This window comes from Microbacterium sp. zg.Y909, from assembly GCF_024626565.1.
In genome coordinates, this window is the sequence record NZ_JANJFJ010000163.1 from 1 (window position 1) to 9,676 (window position 9,676).

Here is a 9,676-nt window from a genome sequence, read left to right on the forward strand (position 1 = left end):
TCAGGTGCGCTTCGACTGGGGGGATGCCGGGCGGCAGCGGCTGCAGCCTGCGGACGTCACCGTCGTGGTCGACGTGCTGCGGTTCTGCTCCACCGTCACCGATCGCGTCGCGGCGGGGGAGTCCGTGGCGCTCGACGAGGCGGCGCATGCGGACTCGTGGAACGGAGCTGCGCTCGCCGCTGCGCTCGCCCAGACGGGTACGACCGTGATGCTCGGGTGCCTGCGCAACGCGTCGGCGGTGGCCGACGCCGTGCTGGCCGAGCAGATTCACCGGGGCGCGCGGACGAGCGTCGCCGTGCTCGCCGCGGGTGAGCTCGCGGGATCCGACCCGGCGGCGTCGCTGCGCTTCGCGGTCGAGGACCAGCTGGGTGCGGGCGCCGTGATCGACGCGCTCGCCCTGCGGGGGCTCGACCATTCCTCACCCGAGGCGGCAGCCGCGTGCGAGTCGCTGCGGGGACTGCGCGGTGCCGTGCGTCACCTGCTCACGGCCAGCGGCTCCGGGCAGGAGCTGCTCGAGCGCGGCAGCGGCGACGAGGTGCGAAGGGCTGCGGAAATCGACGCCGTCGCCGTCGTGCCGGTGCTGCGGGCGGGCGTCTTCGAGCGGTACTGAGCCGGCGGGCGGGTCAGCGCGGCGTGAGCGCCGCGAGCCGCGTGGCTGGGGAGATCTCGCGCCGTCGCCACTGGAACAGGAAGCGCTCGTCGAAGGTCGGCGCGCACTTCGCGCACGACGTGGCTCGGGTGACGCGCCGGTGTCGGTAGGCGGTGTGGCCGGCCGGGCACAGTCCCACCCAGGGGGCGAGGTCGTTCGCCGGCTCGCCGTGGTGGGTGGTGCCGCCGGTGTAGCCGATGCGCCGCGCGGTGCGCCGCCAGATCGCGCCGTGACCGGCCGACGCGCCGGCGAGGGCGTGGGCGACCTCGTGCAGCAGGGTCTGCCGGTTCGTGTCGTCGTCGTAGCGCGCAGAGAGGTACCGCGAGACGCTGATGCGCTTCTCGCCGTAGTTGCACAGCCCCGCGCGCCGCTTGGCGTGGTCGAACGCGAACGACCACGAATCGTCGAGGTGCTCGGCGATGAGCTGCTGCGCCATGTGGCGCACGTCTTGCAGGTCTGACATGACCGAAGAGTAGAACGTACCTACGACACTCAGGCCGTGAGTACGCGTCCGCGGCGCCGCTCCGCGGCGTCGATCGCCATGAGCGTGGACTCGAGCTGGTCCTCGGGGGCCCCGGCCTCCTGGCGCAGGAACAGGGCGCGCTTGAAGTCCGCGCGGGCCGAGACGAAGTCCCCGGCGTCGTAGTGCACCTTGCCGCGGTGCTGGTAGGCGAAGGCGCCGACCGCTGCCCAGCCCTGCCCGTCGGCCTCTTCGGCGCAGGTGGTCAGCTCCTGCTCGGCGGCGGCGTAGGCGCCCCGGAACTGCAGGATCGTCGCGTGCAGCACGCGGGCCCGCAGCAGGTCCTTGCGGGTGCCGGCCATGCGCGCCAGGCGCACCGACTGCTCGGAGATCAGCAGTGCCTCGTCGAGGCGGTCGAGCACCTTCAGCAGCCACACCCGCTCCAGCAGCGCGCCGAGGCTCCGCTGCTCGCCGATCTCGTCGAGACGCTCCTGGCAGCGGTCCAGATCCACCTGCTCGCGCAGGGTGTCCGGGTCGTACCCGAGGATGTAGCTCACGATCGACTCCTTCCGTGCGCGGCTCGCGCTGTCCAGTGTCACCCGCCGGGGCGCCGAGCGCCTGAGGCCACGCCGAGGCGCCGGCATCCCGGTGCTGTTGACCGTGCCGGTCAGCGGTCGAACACCGAGCTTGCCGGCTTCGGCGACGGCGTCGAATCCGCGTCGGTGGCGATGCGCGCGCCGCGGACGAATTCGTCGAGCTCCCCGCCCTCGGCCACCTTGGCGGGGTGGGGACCGGCGGCCATGAGCCTCGGCAGCCACTCGGTGGGAAGGGGCGAGGCCGAGGCGGCGATCACGAGGTTCCCGAACCGGCGACCCTTGAACAGCTGCACCTCGGCGAGCACGATGACGTGGGCGAACACCTCGCGCACGGTCGCGACCTGACGGCGTGCGAAGGCCAGGCCCGAGCCGTCGGCGACGTTCACCAGCAGCGCGCCGTCGGGCGCGAGCACGGCGGATGCCGCGCGGTAGAACTCCACCGTCGTCAGGTGCGCGGGGGTCTGCGCGCCGGCGAAGACGTCGGACACCAGCAGGTCGGCATTGCCGCGCAGGGCCGGCGGCAGTCGGTCAAGACCCGCCCGGGCGTCGCCGATGCGCATGCGCACCTGCGCGCCGCGGGGGAGCGGCAGCTCCGCGCGCACGAGGTCGACGAGGGCCTGCTCGAGTTCGATCACCTGCTGACGCGACCCCGGCCGGGTCGCCTCGATGTAGCGGGGGAGGGTCAGCGCCCCCGCGCCCAGGTGCACCGCCGACAGGGGCTGCCCCGGCATCCGCAGCCTGTCGATGACCGCGCCCATCCGGGCGACGTACTCGAAATGCAGGTGCGTGGGGTCGTCGAGGTCCACGTGGGACTGCGGGGTGCCATCGACGTCGAGCTCGAAGCCCGAGACGTATCGCGACGGCACGATGCGCGCGATCGTGCCGTCGGACAGCCGTGCCTGCGGGGGCGGTTCCTCGATGCTTGCGCGCGCCATGCCTCCACGCTACCGGCGCCCCCGCTCGCCGCCTCCGAAACAGGATCGAGACAAAGGTGTAATCAACCGCGACGCGCCGCACCGGTAGCGTCGAGGATCATCACCCGCCGACCCGTCGCCCAGAACGGCTCGGCGGCCCTGCTTCCAGGAAGGTGCACCACCATGCTCCATTCACGAAACCGACGCGGAGCCTTGACGGCCGCCGCGGGCGTGGCATTGGCCGCGCTCGTGCTGTCGGGCTGCTCGAGCCAGCGCGACGCCGGCACCGACGACGCGACCGCCGACGCCGAGGTCGACGGCACGTTCGTCTTCGGCGCCTCCGCCGACCCGGCGAGCCTCGACCCCGCCTTCGCCCAGGACGGTGAGACCTTCCGTGTCTCGCGTCAGATCTTCGAGGGTCTCGTCGGCACCGAGCCCGGCACCGCCGACCCCGCGCCCCTGCTCGCGGAGTCGTGGGAGTCCTCCGAGGACGGCCTCACGCACACGTTCGCGCTGAAGGAGGGCGTGACCTTCCACGACGGCACCGAGTTCAACGCCGAGGCCGTCTGCGCCAACTTCGACCGCTGGTACAACTGGGAGGGTCTGGCGGCCAGCGAGGCGCTGGGCTACTACTACAACAAGCTCTTCCGCGGCTACGCGTCGAGCCCCGAAGAGGCGGTCTACGCCTCGTGCACCGCCGATGACGCCACGACCGCGACCGTCACGCTGAACCAGCCCTTCGCCGGGTTCATCCCCGCGCTGTCGCTGCCGGCGTTCTCGATGCAGAGCCCTGCCGCGATGGAGGAGTTCGCCGCCGACGAGGTGGGCGGCACCGCCGAGGCCCCGACGCTCTCGGAGTACGCGATGGGCCACCCGTCGGGCACCGGTCCCTACGTCTTCTCCGAGTGGGCGCCGGGCGAGCAGCTCACCCTCACCGCCAACGAGGACTACTGGGGCGACACCGGTCAGATCGACGAGATCATCTTCCGCGTGATCGACGACCCGACCGCCCGCCGTCAGGCGCTCGAGGCCGGCTCGATCGACGGCTACGACCTCGTCGGTCCCGCCGACACCGCCGCCCTCGAAGAGGACGGCTTCACGATGGTCTCGCGGCCGCCGTTCACCATCCTCTACCTCGCGTTCAACCAGGCCGTGCCCGAGCTGCAGGACCCGGTCGTGCGCGAGGCGCTGTCGTACGCGATCGACAAGGACGCGCTCATCTCGCAGGTGCTCCCTGAGGGCACCGAGAAGGCGACGCAGTTCATGCCAGACACCGTCAACGGCTACAACAGCGACGTCACCACCTACGAGTACGACCCCGCGAAGGCGCAGGAGCTGCTCGCGCAGGCCGGCTACGACGAGGCGAACCCGCTCACGCTGACGTTCAACTACCCCGTCAACGTCTCGCGCCCCTACATGCCGGACCCGGAGCAGATCTTCACCGTGCTTTCGGCTCAGCTCGGTGAGGTCGGCGTCGTCACCAACCCGGTCTCCAACGAGTGGGGCGACTACCTCGACCTCATCACCGGCGGCACCGAGCACGGCATCCACCTGCTGGGCTGGACGGGCGACTACAACGACACCGACAACTTCGTGGGCGTGTTCTTCGGAGCGCAGTCGGCCGAGTGGGGCTTCGACAACCCGGAGCTGTTCCAGGCGCTGCAGGAGGCCCGCGGCATCCCGAGCCTCGAGGAGCAGTCGGCCCTCTACGAGGACATCAACGAGATGGTCGCGACCTTCATCCCGGGCGTGCCCCTGGCCCACCCGGCGCCGACGCTGGCCTTCGACCCGCGGGTCGAGAGCTACCCGGCCAGCCCGGTCAACGACGAGGTCTTCAGCGAGATCGTCCTGACCGAGTAAGCGCGGCCTGTGCCGTAATGTGCGGTGCGGGATGAGGCATCCCCTCCTCCCGCACCGCACTCCGACGCCGAGACGACGAAGGACCCACGCCTTGCTGCGCACCATCGGTAAGAGGCTGCTGCTTCTGATCCCCACGCTCTTCGGGTTGAGCCTGCTGCTGTTCTTCTGGGTCAGGGCCCTGCCCGGCGGCCCCGCGCTGGCCCTCCTGGGCGAGAGGGCCACGCCCGAAGCCGTCGAGCGCATCAACGAGCTCTACGGCTTCAACCGGCCGATCCTCGAGCAGTACCTGGTGTGGATGGGTCGGCTGCTCTCGGGCGACTTCGGCGTCTCGCTGCAGACCGGTCGCCCGGTGACCGAGGAGTTCTTCCGCCGCTTCCCGGCCACGATCGAGCTGTCGCTGCTGGCGCTGATCATCGCCGTCGGCATCGGCATCCCGCTCGGGTACTGGGCGGCCCGCCGCCACGGCAAGTTCACCGACCACGCGGCGGTCGTGTTCAGCCTCGTCGGCATCACGATCCCGGTGTTCTTCCTGGCGTTCATCCTCAAGTACATCTTCGCGGTGCAGCTGGGCTGGCTCCCCAGCGACGGCCGGCAGAACCCCCGCATCGACGCGACCCACTACACCGGGTTCTACGTGCTCGACGGGCTGTTGACGGGGGAATGGGATGCCGCGGGCGACGCTCTGCTGCATCTGCTCCTGCCCGCCATCGCGCTCGGCACCATTCCGCTCGCGATCATCGTGCGCATCACCCGGGCCTCGGTGCTCGAGGTGCAGAACGCCGACTACGTCCGCACCGGCAAGGCGAAGGGCGTGTCGCGGCAGACGCTGCGCGACCGGTTCATCCTGCGAAACGCCATGCTGCCGGTCATCACCACGGTGGGTCTGCAGGTCGGCCTGCTGCTGTCGGGGGCGATCCTCACCGAGACGGTGTTCGCCTTCCCGGGCATCGGGTCGTTCCTCTCCCGCGCGATCTTCACCCGTGACTTCCCCGTGCTGCAGGGCTTCATCATCTTCATCGCCATCGCGTACGCGCTGATCAACCTGCTCGTAGACATCTCGTACAGCTTCATCGACCCGAGAGTGAGGGTCTCGTGAGTTCCGCCATCCTGCCCCCCGCCCCGAGCGGCGGACCCGTCGACGACAACCTCGTCGTCGACCACGAACTGCTCGCCGCCAAGACCCAGGGCGGCTTCTGGCGGGACGTGTTCCGGCGGCTGCGGCGCAACCCCACCGCCTGGATCGGCGCGGCGATCATCTTCCTCTTCGTGGCGGTGTCGGTGCTCGCGCCGTGGCTCGCCCCGTACCCCGAGACGGCGCTTCCCGGCGCCCGCTCGATCACCCCGACCTCCATCCCCGGCCCCGGCGAGATCGCGGAGTTCCCGCTCGGGCTCGACCGCTTCGGTGGCGATGTGCTCTCCAAGCTCATCTGGGGTGCGCGGGCGTCGCTGCTCATCGGCGTGATCTCCACGGCCTTCGGCCTCGCCGGCGGCGCGCTGCTGGGGCTCATCGCCGGCACCTTCGGCGGCTGGGTCGACAACGTCGTGATGCGCTTCGTCGACATCCTGCTGTCGGTGCCGACCCTGCTGCTGGCGGTGTCGATCGCCGCCGTGCTCGGTCAGTCGCAGCTCGCGGTGATGATCGCCATCGGAGCGTCGCAGGTGCCGATCTTCGCGCGGCTCCTGCGCGCCTCCATGCTGCAGCAGCGCTCGAGCGACTACGTGCTGTCCGCCCAGACGCTGGGCCTGGGCCGAGGCCGCATCACGATGAGCCACGTGCTGCCCAACAGCGTGGGCCCGGTCATCGTGCAGGGGACCCTGACGCTCGCCACCGCCGTCATCGACGCTGCGGCGCTGTCGTTCCTCGGCCTCGGCGGCGGGCGCCCCGAGACGGCGGAGTGGGGCCGCATGCTCACCTACGCGCAGGCCGAGCTCGCCATCGCGCCGTGGCTGGCGTTCCTCCCGGGCATCTGCATCGCCGTCACGGCGCTGGGCTTCACCCTGCTGGGCGAATCGCTCCGCGAGGCGATGGACCCCCGCACCCGGGCACGCTGACCCCGGTCGGGCCGGAGGCCGGCGTCCGCTCGCGCGGCATCCGCCGAGGTCAGACGGCGATGTCGAGCTCGTTGCCCGGGATGGATGCCAGCAGCTTGCGGGTGTACGGGTCGCGGGCGTTGGTGAAGATCTCCTCGGAGCTGGCGGCCTCCACCAGCGCGCCGTCCTTCATCACGCAGACGTAGTCGCTGATCAGGCGCACCACGGCGAGGTCGTGGGAGATGAACAGGTAGCTCTGCCCGTACTCGCGCTGCAGGTCGCCCAGCAGCGTCAGGATCTGCGCCTGCACGAGCACGTCCAGCGCCGAGACCGGCTCGTCGCACACGATGAGTTCCGGTGACAGGGCCAGCGCCCGCGCGATCGCGACGCGCTGCCGCTGGCCTCCCGACAGCTCCGCGGGGTAGCGGCGCAGCATGGACTGGGGGAGGGCGACGTCGTCCATGAGCTGCCGCACGCGGGCCGCACGGTCCTTCGCGGAACCGCGCTTGTAGAAGGTCAGCGGCTCCTCGATGATGCGCCCGATCGTGAACATCGGGTTCAGTGACGAGTACGGGTCCTGGAAGATCGGCTGCACCTTCTGGCGGAAGTCGCGCAGCTGCCGGCCCTTGAGCGAGGCGACGTCCTGCCCGTCGAAGCGGATCGACCCCGACGTCGGATCGATGACCTTAAGCACCATGCGCGCGGTCGTGGTCTTGCCCGACCCCGACTCGCCCACCACGGCCACCGTCTCGCCGCGGGGGATCGCGAAGGAGACGTCCTTCACCGCGACGAAGTCGTCTTTGCTGCCGCGCACCGGGAAGACCTTCGTCAGGCCGTCGACCTCGAGGATGTTGTCGACAGGGGACGGGGCGCCATCGGATGCCGGGGTGCGCGGCGTCGTGGTCGCCGGGGTGCTCGTCGCCTTCGGGACGACAGTGGGCCGCGCAGTGGGGATCGGTGTCGGTCCGGTGGCCGAGCCGGGCTCGGAGCCTGCGGCATCCGGCTGCCGGAAGACCTGTGGCCGCAGGCGCACCGCCGCCACCGAGGGTGCGGCGGCGACGAGCGCCTTGGTGTACTCGGCCTGCGGGTCCTCGAGGATCTGCCGCGCCGGTCCCTGCTCGACGATGCGGCCGCGGTGCATCACGATCACGCGCGACGCCCGCTCGGCGGCGAGTCCCAGGTCGTGGGTGATGAGCATGACGGCGGTGCCGAGCTCCCCGGTCATGCGGCCGAGCTGGTCGAGGATCGTCTTCTGCACCGTGACGTCCAGTGCGCTCGTGGGCTCGTCGGCGATCAGCAGGCGCGGATTGCAGGCCAGGCCGATCGCGATGAGCGCGCGCTGGCGCATGCCGCCGGAGAACTCGTGCGGGTACTGCTTTGCGCGCTTCTCGGCGTTCGGAAGACCGGCAGCGGCGAGGGTCTCGACGACCTTGCGGTCCACATCGCTGCGGGTGGCCATGCCGTGGGCCAGCAGCGTCTCGGCGATCTGCGTGCCGATCTTCGACACCGGGTTGAGGTTGGACATCGGGTCCTGCGGCACGAGGCCGATCGACTTGCCGCGGATGTCGCGCATGACCGACTCCGACGCGCCGACCAGCTGCTGTCCGTCCAGCACGATGCTGCCCTCGGCCACGCGGCCGTTGCCTGCCAGCAGCCCGATGACCGCCATGGCCGTCGTCGACTTGCCGGAACCGGATTCACCGACGATGGCGAGGGTCTCTCCGGCGGCGAGGTCGAACTCGACGTTCTCGACGGCACGGACGGAGCCGTCCATGGTGCGGAAGTCGACGGCGAGATCGCGGACCTGCAGCAGCGGCGCGGCATCCTGGGGCATGCGGTCCATCCTGCCGTGCCCCGGGGGTGCGGCGCACTGCCCGCGCGCCAGCCTTTACGCACTCGTAACGCGCGGTGGCCCGTCGCCGCGCGCACTACCGTGGTCGCATGCACGCGATCGACCTCAACGCCGATCTCGGCGAGACGGTCCGGGGCGAGCCCACGGCCGACGACGCCGCGATGTTCACCGTGGTCTCCAGCGCCAGCATCGCGTGCGGCGGTCACGCCGGAGACGACGCCTCGATGCGCGTGGCGGTGGCCGCGGCCGAAGCCGGAGCCGTCGCGGTGGGGGCGCACCCGTCGTTCCGCGACACGGCGAACTTCGGTCGCGTGCGCATCGATGTCGGCGCCGCCCAGCTGCGTGCCGACGTCACCGCGCAGCTCGACGCGCTCGCCGCGGCCGGGGCCGACATCCGGTACGTCAAGCCGCACGGCGCCCTGTATCACGCGGTGTCCGCCGAGCGGGCGGCGGCCGAGGCCGTGGCGGCATCCGTCGCCGAGCTCTCCGCGCGGCTGGGGCGGGCCGTGCCGGTGCTGGGGCTCGACGGCGAGATCGCCGTGGCCGCGGTGGCGGCAGGACTCGCCTTCGTGCGCGAGGCGTTCCTCGACCGCGGCTACCGTGCCGACGGCACGCTCGTCGCCCGCGGCGAGCCCGGAGCGCTGCTGCACGACGCCGCGGAGGTCGCCGAGCGCGCGGTGCGCCTCGCCGTCGAGGGGACGGTGGTGGCCGTCGACGGCACGGTGGTGGTGACCGATGCCGCGTCGCTCTGCGTCCACGGCGACTCACCGGGCGCGGTGGCCATGGCCCTCGCCGCGCGACGGGCGCTCACCGCCGAAGGCGTGGCGGTGCGCGCGCCGTGGTGAGCCCGCCGCGCATCCTTCCCTTCGGCCGGGCGGCGCTGTTGGCCGAGGTCGATTCCCCCTCCGCCGCCCGCGACCTGCACGCCCGGCTTCACGCGTCCCGCCCCGGCGTCGTCGACGTCGTGCCCGCGGCGCGCACCGTGCTCGTGCAGGTGGACCCGGCGGTGCTGTCGCTCGCGGCGGCCCGCACGTGGATCGCCCACGCGCCGCCGGCTCCGACCGCGACGGTGGATGCCGGTGAGGTCGTGGTGCCGATCCGGTACGACGGCCCCGACCTCGCCGAGACCGCCGAGGCCCTGGGCGTCACCGTGGACGAAGTCGTGCGCCGCCACCGCGAGGCGAGGTGGACGGTCGCGTTCACCGGCTTCGCGCCGGGCTTCGGCTACCTCGTCAGCGACGACTGGCCCTTCGACGTGCCGCGACTGCCGACGCCGCGCACGCGGGTGCCCGCGGGCAGCGTCGGGCTGGCCGG

10 protein-coding genes are annotated in these 9,676 nt (G+C 71.6%); 6 read left to right on the plus strand and 4 right to left on the minus strand.

The window, feature by feature from the left end:
• Positions 1-610 (plus strand): 2-phosphosulfolactate phosphatase (locus NQ160_RS12630; RefSeq protein WP_257515583.1); only part of this gene is annotated, 610 nt, incomplete at its 5' end.
• Between the two features lie 13 nt (positions 611-623).
• Here the strand turns inward: NQ160_RS12630 and NQ160_RS12635 are convergent.
• From NQ160_RS12635 to NQ160_RS12645, 3 genes are all read right to left on the minus strand, one after another.
• Positions 624-1,112: a SprT-like domain-containing protein gene (locus NQ160_RS12635; RefSeq protein WP_257515584.1), complete on the minus strand. Its 489-nt coding sequence runs from the start codon at positions 1,110-1,112 to the stop codon at positions 624-626.
• Positions 1,113-1,141: 29 nt separating this feature from the next.
• Positions 1,142-1,666, minus strand: coding sequence for a hypothetical protein (locus tag NQ160_RS12640; RefSeq protein WP_257515585.1), 525 nt, complete (start codon positions 1,664-1,666; stop codon positions 1,142-1,144).
• 110 nt (positions 1,667-1,776) lie between these two features.
• A complete protein-coding gene (locus NQ160_RS12645; protein WP_257515586.1) occupies positions 1,777-2,640 on the minus strand; it encodes a spermidine synthase in 864 nt (287 codons plus the stop codon).
• Between the two features lie 162 nt (positions 2,641-2,802).
• Here NQ160_RS12645 and NQ160_RS12650 point away from each other — a divergent pair, with 162 nt between their 5' ends.
• From NQ160_RS12650 to NQ160_RS12660, 3 genes are all read left to right on the plus strand, one after another.
• Positions 2,803-4,479 (plus strand): ABC transporter substrate-binding protein, encoded by a 1,677-nt coding sequence (locus NQ160_RS12650; RefSeq protein ID WP_257515587.1) that lies wholly within the window; start codon positions 2,803-2,805, stop codon positions 4,477-4,479.
• A gap of 91 nt (positions 4,480-4,570) precedes the next feature.
• On the plus strand, positions 4,571-5,575 hold the full coding sequence (locus NQ160_RS12655) for an ABC transporter permease (protein WP_257515588.1): 1,005 nt from the start codon (positions 4,571-4,573) through the stop codon (positions 5,573-5,575).
• Positions 5,572-6,531 carry an ABC transporter permease gene (locus NQ160_RS12660; RefSeq protein ID WP_374113654.1) on the plus strand — a complete coding sequence of 320 codons (960 nt, stop codon included), beginning with the start codon at positions 5,572-5,574 and terminating at the stop codon, positions 6,529-6,531. Before NQ160_RS12655 ends, NQ160_RS12660 begins: the two co-directional genes overlap by 4 nt.
• A gap of 49 nt (positions 6,532-6,580) precedes the next feature.
• Here NQ160_RS12660 and NQ160_RS12665 read toward each other — a convergent pair whose 3' ends face one another.
• Positions 6,581-8,344: a dipeptide ABC transporter ATP-binding protein gene (locus NQ160_RS12665; RefSeq protein WP_257515589.1), complete on the minus strand. Its 1,764-nt coding sequence runs from the start codon at positions 8,342-8,344 to the stop codon at positions 6,581-6,583.
• A 107-nt stretch (positions 8,345-8,451) separates the two neighbouring features.
• On the opposite strand from NQ160_RS12665, the gene NQ160_RS12670 reads away from it, so the two are divergent.
• Both NQ160_RS12670 and NQ160_RS12675 read left to right on the plus strand, forming a co-directional pair.
• A complete protein-coding gene (locus NQ160_RS12670; RefSeq protein WP_257515590.1) occupies positions 8,452-9,207 on the plus strand; it encodes a LamB/YcsF family protein in 756 nt (251 codons plus the stop codon).
• The coding region (locus NQ160_RS12675; protein ID WP_257515591.1) for a 5-oxoprolinase subunit B family protein at positions 9,201-9,676 on the plus strand (476 nt) is incomplete at its 3' end. The genes NQ160_RS12670 and NQ160_RS12675, both read left to right, overlap by 7 nt.

Bases quoted from the DNA above. Each gene is read 5' to 3' on its own strand.
- NQ160_RS12665 (WP_257515589.1), bottom strand. From the start codon at position 8,344: ATGCCCCAGGATGCCGCGCCGCTGCTGCAGGTCCGCGATCTCGCCGTC.
- NQ160_RS12635 (WP_257515584.1), bottom strand. From the start codon at position 1,112: ATGTCAGACCTGCAAGACGTGCGCCACATGGCGCAGCAGCTCATCGCC.
- NQ160_RS12650 (WP_257515587.1), top strand. From the start codon at position 2,803: ATGCTCCATTCACGAAACCGACGCGGAGCCTTGACGGCCGCCGCGGGC.
- NQ160_RS12670 (WP_257515590.1), top strand. From the start codon at position 8,452: ATGCACGCGATCGACCTCAACGCCGATCTCGGCGAGACGGTCCGGGGC.
- NQ160_RS12645 (WP_257515586.1), bottom strand. From the start codon at position 2,640: ATGGCGCGCGCAAGCATCGAGGAACCGCCCCCGCAGGCACGGCTGTCC.